The following is an 18,856-nucleotide window of genomic DNA, read 5'->3' as shown; positions in this document are numbered from 1 at the left end:
ATTAAACCAATTGTTTTGCTTGAAACTGTTTCAACGCCCAAGGAGCAACCGTGCCGTGTTCTGTAATGATTCCTGAGATTAATTCCGCCGGAGTTACGTCAAAAGCGGGATTGTAAAATTCAACTCCCACAGGACAAATTCGCGTACTTCCAACTTGATACATTTCAACTGGATCGCGTTCTTCAATGGGGATTTTGCTGCCGTCGGAAAGTTCAAAATCAATTGTTGACAGAGGCGCAGCGACAAAGAAGGGAACGTTGTGAGCTTTGGCAACAATTGCTAAACTGTAAGTGCCAATTTTATTGGCGGCGTCGCCGTTAGCAGCGATTCTGTCTGCACCGACAACTACCGCGTGAATCATGCCTAGTTTCATGCAGTGAGCGGCCATATTGTCGGCAATTAATGTGACGGGAATTCCTTCTTGCACGCATTCCCAAGTGGTCAGTTTTGCACCTTGGAGACGGGGCCGAGTTTCGTCTGCAAAAACTCTTCCGAGTCTTCCTTCTCGCCAAGCAGAACGAAATACACCTAAGGCAGTACCGTAGCCTGCTGTTGCCAACGCACCAGCATTACAGTGAGTTAGTAAGTTCAATTTTTCGGGTGTAGCTGGCAGAACTTCTAAACCTTTGTCGCCGATATCTTTACAAGTTTGCAAATCTTCTGCTTGAATGGTTTTGGCCATTTCTAACAAAGTTTTTTGCACTTGTTCGACGGAACCGCTAGTTCTCTCCGCAGTTTTGAGCATTCGCGATATTGCCCAAAACAAATTAACCGCAGTGGGACGGGTGGAACGCAATAACTCGCCAACTTGTTCTAATTTAGTAAAAAACTCGGTGCGATCGCCCGTTTCGATTTCTCGCGCCCCCAAATACATCCCGTAAGCTGCTGCTACCCCGATCGCCGGAGCACCTCGGACTATCATAGTTTTAATCGCCTCAGCCATATCTTCGCAGCGACTAATTTCGACTACACCGTATTCTTTCGGCAGTCGGTTTTGGTCAATTAGCAGAACTCGGTCTTCTATCCAAGTGATGGGCGAAACAGGGGAGTTTTGAGCGGTCATCTATTTCAATTATGTGAGGGACAAGTTTCTATAATGCCATGAAGGCGACTATTCCTCTATGTTATGAGGGACACGCTGAATTTGCCAAAATCCCAGCCCTGCGGTTTTAGCTTCGAGACTGGAGATTTTAGATTGAAGAATGGCTGGATATTTACCACTCTCTGGGTTTGGAACTTATACAGAGTTGGATTCTTTTTCACAAAAGTGTACTTAGTAAAAAACCGAACATTAAGTTGTGTAAATTATACTTGCGTTTTTTGAAAAATTTCCGTAATCGGGAACAAGCTAGCTTTACCTGGGGTCTGCTTTTTTTAAGTTGATAAGCTGCTACGCAGCTAAATCAGATAAAATAGCATTGCCTTTATTTTTAACTTTTTTATCCCATTTAATAACCATTTCTCCTTCATTTAATAATCTATGTAGCAATTCTGACAATTCTTCTACTGACTTAAATAGTAGATGTGCTATATATTCTTTCGCTGAATGCCAGACCAATTCAATCAAATTATAATCGGGGCTGTAAGCTGGCAAAAATTCTAAAATAATATGTAGCATTTCCGCTGATATTTTGCTCAGAATATCTTTCTTTTTGTGAAAAGTAGCATTGTCTAGAATAATTACAATCTTAATTCCAGATTCGGCAAAATTTTCCCCTTGATTACCCTGTTCTATCCATTCTTTAACTATCGCATTATTTAAGGCTTTAATTTGCTCATAAAACGTATTCGACTCTCCTCTTTCTATCACAAAAATTAACCTTCTTTTGTCATGATATCTCAACCCACCCATGAGATTTACTCTGCCTCTTCTCCTTTGACCTGTAATTTTTTTTCTCTGACCTTTTTTACCCCAAGTTTTTCTTCTTGTCACTCGTAAACGGAATCCGATCTCATCCCAAAACCATACCTCTAAAAGCTCGGGTGTTTGTTTACTTATTCTTAAATACTCTGATAGCTTCTGTTTAAATACTTCTCTTTCAAGTGGGTTTTATTTGTCTTCTAAACTAGACTTAGCCCAAAGGTAAACGTATTTATTTTTATGTAGTATCGGGGATATTTTGGAACTACTCAGTTTAATTCCTGTGACTTTTTCTAAATATGTTCCTAGTCAGGCTGCCGTCCATATCCCAAATTCATATCCATATTCTTCCGGAGATTTTTCGATTGTATTTATCAATATTTGTTCATACTCGGGAGTGACTTTACGAAAATTTCCTGGACTTCTTTTATCTAAAAAACTATCCAAATTATCATGGTCGCCAGGAACTGACCAATAAGCTAATGTTGTGTAAGCAATCTCCATAAATTCACTAATTTGTCGATAAGTTTTTCCATCCTTTATTAGTAATAAAATTAGAACTTTTTCCCTGACGTAATTATCCTCAGACTCTTTTAGTATTTTAATGACTCTCTGTTTTTGATTTGAAGATAGATGGTTTTTGGCTGGCATATATTATAAATGAACACTTATTTGTTATTTATATTATACAATCTAGCTGCGTATCAGCTTATCTGTGGCGGCGAGGGGGAAGATACAGTGTACGGGGATATTGGTAGCCCCCTCCCCATTGGCTCTACTGGCGGAAAAGACCAAATATGTGGCGGTTTGGGCAACGATTTGCTGTTTGGCAATGAAGGTCAGGATACTGTCAATGGGGAGGTCGGGAACGATACTCTTTACGGCGGTAAGGATGAAGATAGTTTGCTTGGCAGTGCTGGGGACGATTTCTTGTTTGGAGATCAAGGGAATGATACTCTGATTGGAGGTACCGGGAACGATCGATTTATGTTGGGTATTGACCTCGGCAGCGAGACTATTTTAGACTTTCAATACGGTATCGATTCGATCGGCTTAATGGGTGGTCTGGATTTCTCCCAACTAAGCATTGTGGCCGAGAATAGTTCTACCCTCCTCCGAGTTACTGGTTCCGGGCAACTTTTGGCAACTCTCAGCAATGTGCCTGCAAGCGTGATTACTGCCACAGATTTTGCTCTCCTCTAGTGCGATCGAGCTAATTAATTAGCTGAGAATATTATAGGGACGATGGATTAAGAGACGGTTGGCAAATAAAAAAAGGGTGAAACCAAACATTTTACAGCAGATTCCACGTTGTTTGTGAAGTACACCCCTGATCCCTGAATCCCCGTAGGGAAAAGGCATTGCCTTTTCCCTACTACTTTATGAACCTGGAATAGGCTGTATAATCAGGGCAAATAAACTCTGATGAGCCAGAAGTAATATCAAGTCCGAGCAATTGCCCATCCCCAACGATGCTTTTGCCGCAAGGGTGGGAGGCATTTTTATTAAGGGTAATTGACCGGACATAATATAATACAGCAATTTCCAGGTTTATGGAGTACGGTTGCAAGGGTTTGTCAACCATTTTGGTAAGTGCTTGGGATTAAGGTGTACTTTATTTGCCTGGAATCTGCTGTATCATTTTCGGTTACACAGCGCCGTGTCCTACCTGGGGAGCATCTCGCTTTTGCAACCAAGCTAGAAATTGGAGTTTTGAGGCAGGAGACAGGAGGCTCTGTGCCCCCCTAAGTCACCACAACCTGCTGTACCTCGTTTCAGAACCCAATCAGCCCAAACCCGCTTTCCTCGCGCACAACCTGCTGCTTGATGAGCAAATTACCCGCTTTCTATTGGGAGAAAAAAGACCAAATAGAAAATAGCTTGCCCCATATACCCTACGGGTGGCCATGCACTACTTTGAGAAATCGCTTGTCTCTCTAAAATTTGGTGGCCGCCCTTACCAAAGCATCACTGAGGCTTCGCCACCAGCCAAGTTAGAGTATAAGCGAATTCTCAGCACATACCGCCGACCTTTATAAAGCCGAACATTGATTTGTGCATTCAAGTCTGTGCCACTGTCGTCGTCACCAGCAACATATTTGAGATCACCACTCTGATCCTCGAAAAGAACCATGACTGTATCTGTTTCTCCGAAGGTTCCAATTGTATAGCTTCGAGTAGCCGAGGGATTGATCGCAAAGTTTTTCTGTTCAGCAGATGCGAGGGATAGAATCTCCGAACGGAAGGGTTTAAGTTCTGTATAACTCGAGTCATCAAGCGGGGGATAGAATAATCGTACCTGCAACACATCCTGCTCAGAAAGTCCGCCAGCCGGCTTTAATCCGTTCTGGTACTCCACAGGTTTCTCAATTAGTCCCGCTGCAAAAGCGTAGTGCATGATTGAGTTGGGGTCCCACTTTGACCCCTCCACTTCTCCTACTGCAAGCTTTTGGAGCACATTATAAAAAGTTGTATCTCGGTCCCACTCGTTAGGAGCAGCACCGAAATATTTATAAACGGCTTCTTCGTCCCATACGATACCTGCAAACGGGTTTTGGTGCTCGTGAGGGAAACCTAAGGCGTGACCTATCTCGTGAACAGGGACATCTACCCCACGGGGATCAGCGCGAAGATCCCAGCCGAAGTTCATGGTTCGCTCGCCTTGCTTAGGAATATCTATCGCATCGCGGCCAATATATGACCAGGCTCCATCCCCTTGCACAAAGCCGATTCGTATCTCTGCTTCGCTGATGTTCCGAACTTCCTCAAACTTGATACCAATCCCTACCTTCTTCCATACCTCAAACCCCTGCCGCACAATCTCCTTCTGTTCATTCCCGCCTGAATTGGGACCACTCTCAAAAAAGTAATAACGTAATTTTGTACCGTTAACCCACTTCTTCCCGATTAACCGTATTAGACGAGCACGGTCCGGCGACACGCTCGGATCGAAAGTGCGTGGAGGAACCTTTGGCAAAGCACAAAAATGTTGTGCTTCTTTACCTGATTCTGCGCCATCGAAGCCAACTTTGATTCCGAGCTTAGCTTCAAGTTGTTCGATGCGTTTTAGTAATTGCTCAACTTGATAAGAGTCGATTTGTGAAATTTTAGTCATGACAAATTCCTCCAAAGTGAATATCTAGGGACTTAAAGTCCCTAGAAACAGCTATTTTGAGAATGTTTATTTTCATCTACCTGAATCAAGTGGGAACACAGTAGATTCAGGAAAGAGAAACTGCAACAATGTCAGCAATGACCTAGATAAATGCGAGCGGTCGAGCTTGTGTAAACTGAATTAAATCCTTGTGAAACCCAGATTTTTTGTTATAATGATGAGTCTGGACGGATAAATTTCCTACTCTCAACATCCCATGAGGAGATGGCGATCGCACTGTACAGGGAACTCGTGATCTCCCATTCTAGTTTCCCGCTTTACACTGTAAAGGATCAATAGTCCGGACAGTTAGACAGGAGTCTGAAACCCTTGATTTTCCGTTCCGCTCTCGATGGCGCAATCGCCCTGAAACCCTTATTTTACGGTTGGCAATCAAACACTATCCAAAGTATTGATCTCAATAATGGACAATAGGCGGCAACAGCTTACTGCATAGCCTTTATAGGCTATCATATCAAACTTGACCTAGTGGGGGTCGTAGGTTCAAACCCCCCCGCTTTGATCGACAAAACCCGCTTAATTAAGCGGGTTTTGTCGTTTTTGTAAATATTTTCACTCTTTGGCAATGATTAAACAATCACTGTCAACTTTAGACAGCATATCTGGAAACGCTGACGTGTAGTTGCCATTTTTGTCTACAATCCTGCGGAGTATATATCCCCTCTCAGCAGGTCTGCCGAAAAACGAGTTTGTGCGATGCCAGATATCTCCATTCGGAGTGTTCGGATCTCGCTCGATCAAAAAATCTACAAGCCACTGTGGCACAGACCATCCAAACACTATCGGCGTTATGTGCCCGTGCTGCAAAGTTGCATCAGAGAATCGGAACAAGTAAGTGAGCCGAGAAAATTTGACTAAATAAAGTAACATCCGTCCCGCCATAGATGAATGAAATGTCCAGATCACAGGGTCAAAAACGCGCAGCAATAACGTCCGTTCGTCAGCATTCCAGTCTGAACTGTACATCGTCAAACAATGGTCGGGTAAAACATTCCCGTCCATAAAAAATATACCTTGCAGGACTTCGGGTAACTCGGCTGGATGTTCTACTTTCATCCAATTCGCAATGTCTTTTAGTTGCTTTTGTTCGATTAACATGGGATTATTTATCCTCAAAATAGTTGTGATTTACGGTTCAACTTAAATACCTCATTTATTTCTTAGTCTCTGGCTCGAACTTCGTTTGTGTGGCGTGCGGTTTCAACTCACATCGGGCAGGATTGCCAATAAGTGTTTCAAGGGCGGGGTACCCCACAAGAAATCAAGTTTCTTGTGGAAGAGGTAGGAAAGCCTGTTAAGCGAGAATGGTGTAATATCTCAGTTTCAGCCACTGTCCGATCGAGCTTTTGGATTAATTACCCCTGCAAATTCGGCTCCGACGAGCGGCGCACTTTGCCTACCGTACTCACGACATCCACCAGCATATTGAGTGCGATGTCTTTACCGGGGCAAATCCGTCCCGCACTCCGATCGCCCACCGAATTAAAACCCATATGAAAAGGGCACAGATTCTCGCGCTTAGGGTTGAATTCGTATACCGTAGAGCCCCAGAAACTCCCGTCTAGGTGCCCCAGGCTGAGCGGTATCAGTACCTTGGTTCCGGCAGGGAAAGTGCGCTCTTTGCCCGCTACCGTTGCGGTGAAAGGCTCTGTCGCGACTCGGTGGGTGGCGCTGACGGGGGCCCAGAGGCGGGCGCATTCCAGGAGGAACAGCTTGATCGACTCGCGATCGTCCAAATCGAGCTGATCCCAAAAATCAGTAGGATTAATTTCGGCCGTCTGCTGTCCTTTATAGGCGGGGAGAGGGCGGTATCCCATTGCCGTGTTGCCTAGGTGCAGGGGGCCTTGCAGTCCCGCTATGCCCATAATCGATGTCATCAGCTTCGCCAATTCCCGCTTAGTCATGCCGTTGTTTTCCGAGCTCTCCTCGAAGTCGGCTAAAGCTGGGGAATTTTCATAGATAGTCGCTGCACGCTCGATTAGAGTTGACAAATCCCCGTGTCCAAACAGGTTCAGGCTTTGCAGCAGGTTGCCGATGACGGCGAAGTAGTGCAGCGGGCTTTGGCGGGTGTAATGCAATTCGGTGAGGAGTTCGATCGACTCTGAATCGTCTGGATTAATCCCAAAGATGACGTAGTGTAGATATCGGACTAAAAATCCCATCCAACCCCGCTTGACATCGGTAAAAAACGCTTCCCCCGCACCGTGCGACATCTCGGCATAATCTGCTGCTAGCCGATCAAGCAACCGTCTGCTGATTTCGTCTCCCTGGCGATCCGTTGTCGCACTGTTGAAGAGATACTTCTGCATACAGCTTCGGAATGCTGCGTGGTTGCTGCTACCGTCAGTTTCGCGATCGGACAAAGACAGTAGGAAAAGGTTCCTACCGCCGACATCTTGGTTGGGCGCGCGATCTGCATCGAGTACAGAAGTACCCAGCCGCCATCCGCGCGCCTGGGGCGATGTGAGTGCTTTTTCCAGCGTGTCAAACTCTCCCATCACGACTTGCCCCGCGCAGCAAAAATTGGCTCCAAAAGCCAGCCGTTTTATCGGCAAATACGTGGGTTCGTTGGCAATCAAACCCTCAATCAGGGCGATCGGCGGTAGCATCGTTTTGCTGAGACTTTCTTCCGGGTTTTGCAAAGCCCAAACCTGAAACTCGTTCAGTGCCGGGTTCATCAGCGATGAGAAAATAGTATCTAAATTTAGGTTCATCATAATTCCTCCGAGAATCCTTCGCCATAACGCGCTTCGCATTTAGCAGCAAGAGGGTATTGAGCAGTAATTGAGCGGGTATTGAATCCCACTTAATTGCCAAAATCAGTAAGTATAACTATAGCCGTTTTTTTTTGTGAATGCAGTGGCAATATAGAGAGAGTTTTACTAAATATGTCTGCGCTCAAGTCTAGCCTTTTTCCGGAGAGTGAGTGGAATTTATAACGATTCCTGGTAAGTATATCTACTTTTTACATTTAAAGTATTAGCCCCAATCTCTGAGAGTCGCACATAAACCGTATTTATGTGCGACTACTTGCTATTAAATTTAGCCAAAATTGGCGACATTAATTAGACTGGACGACACCCCATTGAGAGCGGCTAAAATTTCTCCGGTTGCTGACAAACGGATGAAAGTTGTACTGTTTTCTTGAGTAATTAATAGTTGGGAGAAAGTAAGATTGTTGCCTAGAGAAAGCAAATCTTTAGTGTCTTCTTTTTTGCGTTCGCGCCCTGTCGCACTTTGAATATTCCGCAAATAAGCGAACAAACCAGGGCTTTTTGTCCCGTCACGCAGCGTCACCTAATTATTGTTAATGAATTTCAGCAAGTCATCGTCGCTCATCCCTTCATCAGCAGCCCAATCACGCCAGCGGTAGGGAGATTCAATCAGCGGTTTGTACTTATCAACTCTTCCCTCTAAAAAGGCTTCTTCTTCTCTGATATTTTCCGCATCATCTAATAGCTTGAGGAAAAGAATCCAAGTGAATTGGGGTAAACGGTCTAATTCCCCATTCATTCCCTTATCTTTCCGCATGATGTCACGCGCCGACTTTATCATGCTGCCGAGGCGTTGAGCGGTGGTGACGGATTTATGGGTTTGAGATGTAGTGCGTTTTGGCATTTTGATAGAAAATTAAAGTAATCAAACTTAGAAATAGAACTCTTAGAAAATATCTACTAGACTGAGTACAAAAGATTTTGTAATTGATTTACTGCTTTTTCTAAATTTTCTTGACCTCCAAACAGTGTTAATATTTGACTTGCATCACCATACTCAGCAAATTCAGGATATTTTCCAATTGAATCGACAATATGACGAAACACAATAATTCCTTTTTCAGAATATTTATTTAAAAAAATTACTAATATTTCTTTTTCTTTCTCATTATATTTTTCCAAAAAATTAGCATTGTTATTAAGTACCCATTCACTTCGCTCCTTTTCCGTAAAATTTGGACTTTTCATAAAATCAATGGATTCTCTAAACGTATGTTGAATTTGATGGCTATCTTTCATTGTAGAAAGATAGACAGCACCGCGTCGACCTAATTCTCCGTTTGATTCATCCCAACGTATTCTTTGAAAATCAATGTCAATATCAGAAATAACCTGGTTATCAATTTTGTAAAAGCAATCTCCTTTGACTTTTAATACAGCATTACTCCTTTCATCGATCCCAGTATTTTCTACATCATAACACTGGTAACAAAGCTCAAAAGTTAACGCCAATTCTTCTTGATTTTCTGTAAAGAAGGGCGAAACAGACGATAGGTCTACTGCTAGACAACCGACTTCAAACCCAACTTCCATAGCTAAATCCCTTTTTACTAATTTAGAATTTATTATATAACTATCAATTTTTACAATTAGACTGTTTAAATCAAGAGGTGGTACATCTTCTTGAATAACTTTGAGGCATGATGCCATATCTGGATAAATACAAACAATTCCTCCTCGTTTCTTACAGTCAGATAGTAAGTTCTTTGCAATGCTATTTATTTTAGGTTTTCTATCTTTATAAAAAGCCTCATCTTTGGTGACAAAATGCACTAGGTATGAACTCAGTAATTCTAAAATTGCCTCCCAAATAACAGAATCTTTAAACTGTTGATTGTTATTATTTGGTGGTGATTTTTCGTTAATTCTTTTTAACGCTGATTGAGCGTGTTCCCATGTAAAATCAACTCTATGAAATAACGAGTCTAGTTCTGTGATTCTTGCCTGAACAGCCGATTTTATTTCAGCTTCATCGGGGACTTTGTAGGGAGAGTGAGACCTCATAATTACTGAAATGCTTTTAAAATTTTTCTTGATTTCTTCAGTCGCTTTTACTCCTTTCGCAATTGTATTTCTAGTAATTTCCTCTTCAAGAACTGAAGGCAAGCCTATTTTACCATTTATTATTTTTAGAATATAAATTAACGCCGAACCTATAGCAGTTCTCAGCAAAAGATTAGAGTCTTGCAACCATATATTTGCATCAATTACCACACAAATTGGTTTTTGTTCTGCGGACATTATTACAACTCCTTTCACTTTTGCTAAGCCGAATACAATAAACTCTGCAACTGCTCGACTGCCTGCTTCAATTTATCTGCCCCGCCAAATAAGCCAGCAATTTCCCGCACGTTACCATACTTCTTAACCGCTTTCACCTTCAGAGCTGCTGGCATTACCAACTGCTGCGGTCCACCTTGAGCATAAATCCCAAATCCCAAATCAAAAATCAAAAATCAAAAATCAAATGACGCCCGCTAAAGTTTCCCACCAGTACAAAAGCACTTTACAGGAAACCCGCAGGCGTCAAAATCAAGCAAACTTAAATCTTAGAAAAGACCCAGCGTGAAAGATTTGTCGATCGGGAAAATAGCACCAATACCCAACCACAGAGTTACCGCAGTTCCCAACAGGAAAACAGTAGTAGCAACAGGGCGGCGGAACGGATTTTGGAACTTGTTAACATTCTCGATGAACGGAATCAAAATCAAGCCAACGGGAACACCGGCCATGCAAGCAATACCCAACAATTTGTTAGGCAAAACACGCAGGAGTTGGAACACAGGCCACAAATACCATTCCGGCAGAATTTCCAGCGGAGTAGCAAAAGGATTAGCCGGTTCTCCAACCAAAGCCGGGTCTAGTACGGCCAAACCCACGCACAGAGAAATCGTTCCCATGATTACTATAGGGAAAACGTAGAGCAAGTCATTAGGCCAAGCTGGTTCGCCGTAATAGTTATGACCCATGCCCTTAGCGAGCTTAGCGCGGAGCGCGGGATCGCTCAAATCAGGTTTTTTGAGAATAGACATAGTAACAGTGTTCTCCTTTTAGTTTTACCCGGGCCTGCCCTTCCGCTGTATTCGTTAGTTTGAATCAGCGGCGCGATCGCAGGAAGTATTAGCCGTAAATAAATATCATGAGTGATGAATTCTGAATTTTCAACTCAAAATTCAGCGGGGGGGCAAAAAAATACCGCCCCCACAACTCAAAACTTACAAGGGGCCAGAGATACCTTGCTTGCGAATCATCAAGAAGTGAGCCAGCATGAAGACTACAATCAGCCAAGGCAACACAAAAGTGTGCAAGCTGTAGTAGCGAGTCAAAGTACCTTGACCAACGCTGACACCGCCGCGCAGCAGTTCAACCATCAAAGAGCCGACAAACGGGATAGCTTCGGGGACGCCGGAAACGATTTTAACTGCCCAGTAACCGATTTGATCCCAAGGCAGCGAATAGCCGGTCACGCCGAAAGAAACAGTGATGACTGCCAAGATTACTCCTGTCACCCAGGTTAATTCGCGGGGCTTTTTGAAGCCGCCTGTCAGATAAACCCGGAAGATGTGCAAAATCATCATCAGCACCATCATGCTCGCAGACCAGCGGTGGATGGAGCGGATCAGCCAGCCGAAGTTGACTTCAGTCATCAGGTATTGCACTGAAGAAAAAGCTTCTGCTACCGTGGGACGGTAATAGAAAGTCATGGCGAAGCCGGTGGCAAACTGGATCAGAAAGCAAACTAAAGTAATTCCGCCCAAGCAGTAGAAAATATTGACGTGCGGGGGTACATACTTTGTAGTGATGTCATCGGCGAGCGCCTGAATTTCCAGGCGTTCCTCAAACCACTGGTAGGTTTTTGAGTCGGTGATTTGTTTAGAAAACATGGAGCCAGAATTCCTAAAAGAATATTGCTGTGGTTGAGGTTCAGGGCAGCAGCCACAAGGTTTTTTGTCGCCCCGCGCCGAGCAGCTTGCTTTTACTAGCAAATGCCTGAGGCTATTTTTTAAATTTGGAGCTGACGAAAGGAACTCTATTGTGCGATCGCCTGCAAGCCCTGGGAAACTAAGCGGTGGCTTGTCCCTACTCGCTGGCGTTGCCCGATCGAATTCCAGACTGTGATAAAAAATGTAACATAATTGCTGTGCAAATTTCACGCGAGCGATGCTTTTGCCGAGTCTCAAATACCATTTTCTGCAAGCTCTACATTCGCCCCAAGCTGGCATACAGCCAAGAGCCGAGCCTAGGACCAAAGTCCGAGCCTGCCACCTGGTCGCTGGGACGTAATTTTTAATATTTATGATAAAACTTCACTTATTTTGCGATTAAATGTTACATTTAACTAATTTTTTGTTCGCGGCGGAGGTTTGACGAATGCCGAATGCCTTGGGGAGAGTTAAATGCACAAAAGCTTAAAAGCTTACAAACTTAAAATACAGGAGATGCAATACTTGCCTATCTTTTACAGAAAAATCATGCACAGACGAGTTTTCCAGATTGCTATTTTACTTTTCCTCCAAGTCGCCCTAGTTCTCGGCCCGTGGGCCGGGCCTGCGGCGGCGCTGACTCCTGAACAGCAGCTATTGAGCGAAGCTTGGCGAATTGTCAATCGCTCTTATGTGGACGACAGCTTCAACTCTCAAAACTGGTGGTCGATTCGCCAAAAAGCTGTCAAGCAACCGCTCAACGACAGACAGCAGACTTACACGGCGATTCAGGGGATGCTGGCGAATCTCGACGACCCGTTCACTCGGCTGCTGAAACCCGAACAGTACCGCAGCTTGCAGGTCAACACTTCGGGAGAATTGACGGGTGTGGGGCTGCAAATTGCGATCGACCCCCAGACAAATACCCTGACAGTGCTGGCCCCTTTGGCCGGCTCACCGGCAGATAAAGCTGGCATCCAACCCCTCGATCGCATCCTGAAAATTGATGGGACTCCTACCTCAGAATTGAGCCTAGACGAAGCAGCAACTCGAATGCGCGGCCGCATCGGCACTGCCGTTACCTTGACCTTGGGGCGCGAGGGAAGGGACGTTGCTGAGGAAATTGAGCTAGTGCGCGATCGCATTGCTCTGAATCCGGTTTACGCCGAATTGCAGTCGGGGTCGGAGAATTTGCCGCTGGGCTACATTCGCTTGAGTCAATTCAGTGCTAACGCCACTGAGGAAGTCGCTCACGCGATCGACCGCTTGGAAAAACAAGGAGCCGCCGCCTACATTCTCGACCTGCGGAACAATCCGGGGGGACTGTTGCAAGCAGGGATTGAAATTGCCCGCCTGTGGCTCGATTCCGGGACGATCGTCTACACGGTGAACAGACAAGGCATCCTCGGCAGTTTTGAAGCCTCTGGAAAAGCCCTAACTAACGATCCACTGATTGTTTTGGTGAACAAGGGAACTGCCAGTGCTAGCGAAATTTTGGCGGGTGCGCTGCAAGATAATGGCAGAGCTCAACTGGTAGGAGAAAAGACTTTTGGCAAAGGACTGATTCAGTCGCTGTTTGATTTGTCTGACGGTTCTGGGTTGGCTGTGACTGTTGCTAAGTACGAGACACCTAACCATAAAGATATTAACAAGCTGGGGATTTCGCCCGATCGCGTAGTGCCTTTGGAACCCATTGCGCGCGATCAAATCGGCACCGAAGCAGACTTGCAATATCAAGCTGCACTGCAACTACTGAAAGAAAAAACCGTGCTGGCAAAGTCAGTATAAGCCTGAGTTTGAAGTTTTGAGCTGGCAGCCGGGCCTCAATACACATATCTAAGTCTGTCTCTGCGTTTCGTTCGCAAGGACAGACAAGAATCATCCTAAAAACTTTTTAACTCAAAAGTGATATCACGTCCGACAGATTTATCTGTCATTCTTCGCTGTGCGAAGCAAGGACATAAAAGAATGATGCACCTCGGACGTGATATCAAAACCCAAAACAGCCGTTCTCTTAAGGTTCGGGGGTTGATTCCTCGGCTTCGGGTACATCGGCTTCTTGCAAAATCACCTGACGCTGCTGCGGGTCAGCTTGGTTGCTTTGCTCTTGCATCACAGTTTTAGCCAGACTAGGGTCAAAGTAGCGGTTAAAGTCCGATCGCGACTGATTTACTCGCCCTTGGGTAAGATTGACTTCAGCTTGGATTTCGTGCAATTTTTCTTGCACCGCCCGGTAGTGAGGCCAAAGCTGAAGCAAAGCAGAAGTGGCACAGACTGAAAGTACCATGTTGACTGCCAACTTGACGCCTGTTTCGGCCGCGAGGGTTTGGTGAGGGTAGGAACGCTGGCGGCTGCTACTGCTGCGACGAGGAGTAACCCGAGGGGATTTTTTTACAGGACGCAGTGGGGTAACGGAGGGTTGAATCGCTTGCATAATTTTTTTCAAATACCTGAGACTGACGTTTTAGAGTTCAACAGAGCAAATTCTGAGCTTAACGCACACTCGCCGCTGTTTGTCAGGGTGCTGACAGCCAAAATTTTTGAGGCAAAGGTGACGCCTGAAGACGGAATTTTCCCATAAAAATGCCTGCCCTTGCAGTGTCGTCTTGCTGAACACAAACAATCTACTCCACTGGGGCAGCAATTGTCTGTATCTGGAAAGCGAGAGATTTAACTGGTCAGGCAGGCGTTTTGCGGTTTGCAACTGGTGTCTGGAAACTATTTGTACAGTTCAGTTGACAGCCGGAAAGCCATAATTCCGGGAATCAAAGCAATTACGAGCGCTACGTAGACTTGGGTATCTGTTAAAGACATATTCGCAAAACTCCTTTTCGCGGGTACGATCTTTCACCAATTTGAGACAAATTGGCACTTTTGGGAATCATTTGTTACAACTTGCAACACAAATGCTGCCTCCGGGAAGGAATGGCGCAGTGGCGCAGTGGCGCAGTGGCGCTGTTTTTGAGTGTCGGAGGGGGAGAATTTTGGTGGTGCATAATTACGGGATGATTCTGATTGTTTTGTGGGATGGGCGCAGGAGGCCGAAGGCTTGTATTTTCACAGCAGGCGGGACGCCTAACCCACAAGAAGCCTCCTCAAATTGTGCAACGCCCGAATTTTTCCTTGTTTTCTGGGACTGCTTCCTTCGGACGTTGTTCGGACGATCGCCTCCCACAGAATTACCGCATTAGGTTAAGATTTAAGTGAAGGTGACACTAATGTTAGACAGAGCGGGTAATTTGCGCTGCGCTCGACCCTTGCCAATCTTAGGTGCACAAAATAGTTAATGCTAGATCAATTTCTCGACGCTTCACCCAATTTTGGAGTTGACGGCTTTTTATTATTGTTGGTTTTGGTGGCTTTGGAAGCTGTACTTTCGGCTGACAACGCGATCGCCCTGGCGTCTATTTCTAAAGGTTTGGAAGATGCCAAGCAACAACAAAAGGCTCTCAACGTTGGTTTGATAATTGCTTTTGTACTGCGGATCGCCCTAATTTTAACAGCTACTTGGGTGATCCAATACTGGCAGTTTGAGCTGCTTGGTGCTCTCTACCTGCTGTGGCTTGTTTTCCAACATTTTACTTCAGAGACAGACTCCGAAGGAGAACATCACGGGCCCAGATTTGCGACTGTGTGGCAAGCAATTCCCATGATTGCTTTTACGGATTTAGCGTTTTCCTTGGATAGCGTTACTACGGCCATCGCCGTTTCTGACAACACTTTTATCGTCGTAGCCGGCGCTACAATTGGAATTATTGCCCTGCGATTCATGGCCGGATTGTTCATCCGCTGGCTGGATGAATTCGTTCACCTAGAAAGTGCTGGTTACATCACAGTTGGGTTCGTGGGAATGCGGTTGTTGGTGAAAGTAATTAATCCGGATTTAGTTCCTCCGCAATGGCTGCTAGTTTCCAGTATCGTCTTGATGTTTGTGTGGGGATTTTCTAAGCGCACTCCCGAGCCAGTCGAGATGGCAAAATCTCTCGAAATTGCTCTGAATCAGGCGGATTCAGAAGTTGCAGTGCCAGAATCGCAAGGACAGAAGTCCGAAATTTAACATACTTTCATCTGAATAAAAGTAGCTTAAATCTGTCAAACCAACAAGATTGAAGGCTGGTTAAAATGTGCAAAAGCCTTTCATCCCGGTGACTTTAGTCCGGGGATGAAAGGCTTTTATTTGGTAATATTGTTTCCTTCACTAGCCGCTCGAACTTATGGGAGTACAATTGGGCCTATGGTTCGGCAGTTATCAAAATCAGACTCAGCAATGGTTGCGCTGGTGAGATAGCGAGGGGAATTCGTTGCTGACGGGGTTGGCGGCATATTGGCGATCGCAGCAGGCGATCGATCAGGATCTGATTTAATCCTTGGTGGTTGCTGTATTTTTTGAGGCTTTAGGGAAATAAGGCGGGCGACGGGAAGGAGTTGCAGGCGATCGGGTTTCACCTATCGGTAAAAAATGTAACCTTCCTGTTGAGTTGCTACCAGAAAACTTCGCGATGCACCAGAAATCTGAGTCAATCCACTCCAACAGAGATGTGATACGTCAGTCACCTACAAGTTCCATAGGAATCAATACAGGATTACGAATCTTCAGAATTCTCTCAGAGCCGCCAAGACTAAGATTTTGTTCGGCTTTAATAACCCTAAGCTGCGCCATTTTATGATGATATCGTCGAAACTTATCCTTTAACTGTCGATCAATCATAGTTGTTTGAAACTGGGCATCCTGGGACATCAACAACATTTCCGGTTTTATTTCAATATCATTAGCGCCAATAAAAGTGTTCACAATAACCTGAAATGTCAATGGTTTTTTATGGTCAAGATGGCTCTCATAAATAGCTACCTTATCACCAGTAATATCGCATTCAACTTTTCCATCCTGATCGGCACACTTTTCAAAGTATCTTTTTTTAGTTACCTGCAGATCATCTTCAACAGTGGCACGGCAGGCTTCTAAAAATTCTTGATAAAGAGACTTTCCTTTAGCAGAAACCGCTGTTCGATAAGAAAAATCCGTTCGAGAGCCATCTGTTCTTTCTATCCAAAAGCAACTTGTCGGCATATCTGTTCTATCTTTGTACAAACGTTTTATACCACATCCAGTCTTTTTATCTGCTTCAGGATGGCGCTCCAGAAGAGCCAGTAACATATCGCGATCATCACCTGCTATGCTTTGACCATTTCGATAGCGCTCCAACATATTTCTGAAGTGTTCAATAGCATCTTTCTGGAATTTGAACTCTATTCCATTGAGAACAATTGGTTGCCTGGCCATTTAAACTCCCTACCAGTTTTATATGACGTATAATTTAAATTGTATCGCAGATGTGGTAGCATAGATAATAATAAGCGATAGCTGCAAGACATAGGAGTTCAAAAAGTCCCTGCTTATCTTTCCTAACCTCAATTCTCGAATGTCGAATGTCTAGACGCGATAATTTACACTTCTCCGTACGTCGTACCCTCGAAAAAGACGGGTGGACAATTACGGACGATCCTTTAGTCTTAGTGTTAGAACAGACTCTTTTGAAAGCCGACTTAGGAGCAGAAAAGTTTTTCACGGCGGAAAAAAAAGGGCAGAAAATCGCTGTTGAAATCAAAGACTTCGATTCAGCCTCAGTCATCAGCGAACTGGAAAAAACGATGGGACAGCTTCAGCTTTACCAATGGGCATTGGAAGGCCAAGAACCGGAGCGTCAGTTGTTTTTAGCTGTGAGCCAAGCCATCTACATTAAACACTTTCAAAAACCGATTTTTCAGTTAGCCGTCCAGCGAAATAAAATTAACTTATTAGTTTACGAACCAAATCAAGAGGTGATTCTCCAATGGATAACTCACTAAGCTATGCAGACATCCTCAAAAAAACCCTGCAAGAAGCAACTCGCGCCCAACCGCGTTTACAGGCGATCCAGCTTTACCCCGTCTGTGATGTCGATTCGGGTCACTTTCTGATTCTGGCTACAGGCTGGGATAAACAGCGCTGGATGGACACGATTCTGTTTCATGCTCGTTTAGTCGATAATCAAGTTGTAATTGAAGAGGATAACTTCGAGGAAGGTCTAAGCCAAGCGCTGATTGCAGCGGGTATAAAAGCAGAGCATATCGTGACTAGCCCCTTCCCTGACAACAGCGATAGACAGAAAACCTATAATACAGTATAGAAGCCATTTGACATCTAAGAAGAGCGTGCAAGCCTTCTAATCATCAGCCTAATAAAACAAAGGTTGAGCTTGGCAGTCGCCGCTGTCAAACTTCTCTCAAAGTTCTTCACCAAAATTTTACATCTTTCCATCCAAGCATTTGACCGTTCAATGACCCACCTTGCCTTAACTGGGACAAATCCTGATTTCCCTTAAGCTTTTTTTTCAGCTTTTGATGGCTTTTCTGAAAGTTCAAACTTGATTTTTGTCATAATTTCTGGATATTTTTTTTCTAACTCTTTTGTAAGATGTTCGGGATGATAGCCATTGTCTAGTAAGAGTATAATTTTCGGAATATTTAGAGGTTTGGACTTAAAATAATCGATATTTAAAGTCAACATTTCAATCAAACCAGCATCATCTGATACACTAGCTTTAGTTCCGTGGGTAAAGAAGGGAAACCCAAGTGTATCAACGGCTAGGTGTCTTTTAATACCATTTTTAGATTTGTAGAAACAAAAGCCTTTTGACTCAAGACTAGCATTACAAGTATTTTTTACGGCTTGTAAGTCTATCATCATCAATGTAGTCCATTTGGCTTTTTTTTTACCTGCTCACGCACTTGCTCATGTAATACCATCATCAGCTCTTCTATTACTCCCTGTGAGCGCCACTGCTTGTAATGCCAATATACAGTAGAATAGGGCGGCAAGTCCTTCGCTAAGTCTTGCCAATTGCAGCCATTTTTTAGTTGGTAGAAGATGCCATCTAAGATTTCTCTTTTTGTCCAGTTACATGGTCTAGTTCGGTTCTTTTTGGGCAATATCTCATGTAGTATTGGTTCAATTGTTTCCCATTCTGAATCCGTTAGACTGCTATAATAAGGCATAGCTGCTACTGGATAAGCTGTTGTGCCTTTAAATAGGGTATAATAAAAAATGAGTTTAGTCAATCTCTACAAAAATGCCAGCTAAAAA

The 18,856-nt window shown here is 44.2% G+C and carries 20 protein-coding genes and 2 pseudogenes; 6 read left to right on the top strand and 16 right to left on the bottom strand.

Features of this window, described 5'->3' with window-relative positions; genetic code table 11:
* Position 1: 1 nt before the first annotated feature.
* Both mtnA and QT996_RS14000 read right to left on the bottom strand, forming a co-directional pair.
* The gene (gene mtnA / locus QT996_RS14005; RefSeq protein ID WP_333047195.1) at positions 2-1,063 is read right to left on the bottom strand and encodes an S-methyl-5-thioribose-1-phosphate isomerase; all 1,062 of its coding nucleotides are present in this window, start codon (positions 1,061-1,063) and stop codon (positions 2-4) included.
* A 327-nt stretch (positions 1,064-1,390) separates the two neighbouring features.
* Positions 1,391-2,512 (bottom strand): annotated as a pseudogene (locus QT996_RS14000) (IS630 family transposase).
* A 9-nt stretch (positions 2,513-2,521) separates the two neighbouring features.
* Between QT996_RS14000 and QT996_RS13995 the strand changes: the two are divergent.
* Positions 2,522-3,064 (top strand): hypothetical protein, encoded by a 543-nt coding sequence (locus QT996_RS13995; protein WP_333047194.1) that lies wholly within the window; start codon positions 2,522-2,524, stop codon positions 3,062-3,064.
* A gap of 754 nt (positions 3,065-3,818) precedes the next feature.
* Here QT996_RS13995 and QT996_RS13990 read toward each other — a convergent pair.
* From QT996_RS13990 to petB, 9 genes are all read right to left on the bottom strand, one after another.
* Entirely contained in the window at positions 3,819-4,976 is a 1,158-nt protein-coding gene (locus tag QT996_RS13990; protein ID WP_333047193.1) for a matrixin family metalloprotease, read from the bottom strand.
* Positions 4,977-5,588: 612 nt separating this feature from the next.
* On the bottom strand, positions 5,589-6,134 hold the full coding sequence (locus QT996_RS13985; RefSeq protein ID WP_333047192.1) for a hypothetical protein: 546 nt from the start codon (positions 6,132-6,134) through the stop codon (positions 5,589-5,591).
* Between the two features lie 257 nt (positions 6,135-6,391).
* Entirely contained in the window at positions 6,392-7,753 is a 1,362-nt protein-coding gene (locus tag QT996_RS13980; RefSeq protein ID WP_333047190.1) for a cytochrome 450, read from the bottom strand.
* 325 nt (positions 7,754-8,078) lie between these two features.
* Positions 8,079-8,333 (bottom strand): hypothetical protein, encoded by a 255-nt coding sequence (locus QT996_RS13975; RefSeq protein WP_333047189.1) that lies wholly within the window; start codon positions 8,331-8,333, stop codon positions 8,079-8,081.
* Complete coding sequence (locus tag QT996_RS13970) at positions 8,334-8,654, bottom strand: type I restriction-modification system subunit M N-terminal domain-containing protein (RefSeq protein ID WP_333047186.1); 321 nt, start codon at positions 8,652-8,654, stop codon at positions 8,334-8,336.
* 56 nt (positions 8,655-8,710) lie between these two features.
* Positions 8,711-10,051 (bottom strand): PIN domain-containing protein, encoded by a 1,341-nt coding sequence (locus tag QT996_RS13965; RefSeq protein WP_333047184.1) that lies wholly within the window; start codon positions 10,049-10,051, stop codon positions 8,711-8,713.
* A gap of 23 nt (positions 10,052-10,074) precedes the next feature.
* A complete protein-coding gene (locus QT996_RS13960) occupies positions 10,075-10,206 on the bottom strand; it encodes a hypothetical protein (RefSeq protein ID WP_333047182.1) in 132 nt (43 codons plus the stop codon).
* Between the two features lie 153 nt (positions 10,207-10,359).
* A complete protein-coding gene (gene petD, locus QT996_RS13955) occupies positions 10,360-10,842 on the bottom strand; it encodes a cytochrome b6-f complex subunit IV (RefSeq protein WP_333047181.1) in 483 nt (160 codons plus the stop codon).
* Positions 10,843-11,025: 183 nt separating this feature from the next.
* A complete protein-coding gene (gene petB, locus QT996_RS13950; RefSeq protein WP_015174799.1) occupies positions 11,026-11,694 on the bottom strand; it encodes a cytochrome b6 in 669 nt (222 codons plus the stop codon).
* A gap of 588 nt (positions 11,695-12,282) precedes the next feature.
* Between petB and ctpA the strand changes: the two genes are divergently transcribed.
* Positions 12,283-13,521, top strand: a complete 1,239-nt coding sequence (gene ctpA, locus QT996_RS13945) for a carboxyl-terminal processing protease CtpA (protein WP_333047259.1) — start codon at positions 12,283-12,285, stop codon at positions 13,519-13,521.
* A 226-nt stretch (positions 13,522-13,747) separates the two neighbouring features.
* Here the strand turns inward: ctpA and QT996_RS13940 are convergent, their stop codons facing one another.
* Together QT996_RS13940 and psaM are read right to left on the bottom strand one after the other, a co-directional pair.
* The gene (locus QT996_RS13940; protein ID WP_333047179.1) at positions 13,748-14,167 is read right to left on the bottom strand and encodes a slr1601 family putative cell division protein; all 420 of its coding nucleotides are present in this window, start codon (positions 14,165-14,167) and stop codon (positions 13,748-13,750) included.
* A gap of 284 nt (positions 14,168-14,451) precedes the next feature.
* Positions 14,452-14,547 (bottom strand): photosystem I reaction center subunit XII, encoded by a 96-nt coding sequence (psaM, locus tag QT996_RS13935; RefSeq protein WP_190660159.1) that lies wholly within the window; start codon positions 14,545-14,547, stop codon positions 14,452-14,454.
* Between the two features lie 472 nt (positions 14,548-15,019).
* Between psaM and QT996_RS13930 the strand changes: the two genes are divergently transcribed.
* The gene (locus tag QT996_RS13930) at positions 15,020-15,790 is read left to right on the top strand and encodes a TerC family protein (protein WP_333047178.1); all 771 of its coding nucleotides are present in this window, start codon (positions 15,020-15,022) and stop codon (positions 15,788-15,790) included.
* Between the two features lie 145 nt (positions 15,791-15,935).
* A pseudogene (locus QT996_RS13925) lies at positions 15,936-16,013 on the top strand (Uma2 family endonuclease); the annotation flags it as partial.
* Between the two features lie 266 nt (positions 16,014-16,279).
* Here QT996_RS13925 and QT996_RS13920 read toward each other — a convergent pair.
* Positions 16,280-17,014, bottom strand: a complete 735-nt coding sequence (locus QT996_RS13920; protein WP_333047176.1) for a DCL family protein — start codon at positions 17,012-17,014, stop codon at positions 16,280-16,282.
* 146 nt (positions 17,015-17,160) lie between these two features.
* Between QT996_RS13920 and QT996_RS13915 the strand changes: the two genes are divergently transcribed.
* Together QT996_RS13915 and QT996_RS13910 are read left to right on the top strand one after the other, a co-directional pair.
* Positions 17,161-17,580, top strand: a complete 420-nt coding sequence (locus tag QT996_RS13915; RefSeq protein ID WP_333047174.1) for a XisH family protein — start codon at positions 17,161-17,163, stop codon at positions 17,578-17,580.
* The gene (locus tag QT996_RS13910; protein WP_333047173.1) at positions 17,565-17,900 is read left to right on the top strand and encodes an element excision factor XisI family protein; all 336 of its coding nucleotides are present in this window, start codon (positions 17,565-17,567) and stop codon (positions 17,898-17,900) included. Before QT996_RS13915 ends, QT996_RS13910 begins: the two co-directional genes overlap by 16 nt.
* Before the next feature lie 191 nt (positions 17,901-18,091).
* Here QT996_RS13910 and QT996_RS13905 read toward each other — a convergent pair whose 3' ends face one another.
* Both QT996_RS13905 and QT996_RS13900 read right to left on the bottom strand, forming a co-directional pair.
* Positions 18,092-18,460 carry a transposase gene (locus QT996_RS13905; RefSeq protein ID WP_333047172.1) on the bottom strand — a complete coding sequence of 123 codons (369 nt, stop codon included), beginning with the start codon at positions 18,458-18,460 and terminating at the stop codon, positions 18,092-18,094.
* The gene (locus QT996_RS13900) at positions 18,460-18,831 is read right to left on the bottom strand and encodes a transposase (RefSeq protein WP_333047170.1); all 372 of its coding nucleotides are present in this window, start codon (positions 18,829-18,831) and stop codon (positions 18,460-18,462) included. Before QT996_RS13900 ends, QT996_RS13905 begins: the two co-directional genes overlap by 1 nt.
* Positions 18,832-18,856: the final 25 nt, after the last annotated feature.

Origin of the sequence: Microcoleus sp. S13C4 (genome assembly GCF_036700865.1) — a bacterium.
Taxonomy (GTDB): Bacteria; Cyanobacteriota; Cyanobacteriia; order Cyanobacteriales; family Microcoleaceae; genus Microcoleus.
The sequence above is the reverse complement of the archived record's forward strand: the minus strand, read 5'-3'. Positions and strand labels throughout refer to the sequence as shown.